General features: G+C 73.8%; 1 pseudogene. It reads left to right on the top strand.

From position 1 onward, the window contains the following. Nucleotides 1–20: 20 nt before the first annotated feature. Nucleotides 21–229, top strand: a pseudogene (locus SB753_RS42220) (hypothetical protein); the annotation flags it as partial.

Below are 229 nucleotides of genomic sequence, written 5' to 3'. Positions count from 1 at the left end.
CCGCGAGCGAGTGCGCCGCGGTGATCGGCTCCACGGCCTCCAACTGCAGCTATCACCTGCGCGCGCTCGCCAAGGTCGGGCTGGTGGAGGCGGTGGAGGCTGAGGACGGCCGGGAGCGCCCATGGCGGTCGGCCGCGACCGGGCTGGTGTTCGGCCGCTCCGACGATCCGGAGTTCGAGATCGGGTCGCACACGGTCGAGCGGGCGCTCGCCGACCGGCAGGTCGACGA

It is taken from the genome of Paraburkholderia sp. SIMBA_053 (genome assembly GCF_046534895.1).
Classification (GTDB): domain Bacteria; phylum Pseudomonadota; class Gammaproteobacteria; order Burkholderiales; family Burkholderiaceae; genus Paraburkholderia; species Paraburkholderia caledonica.
This window is presented reverse-complemented; position numbering and strand designations above follow the sequence as displayed.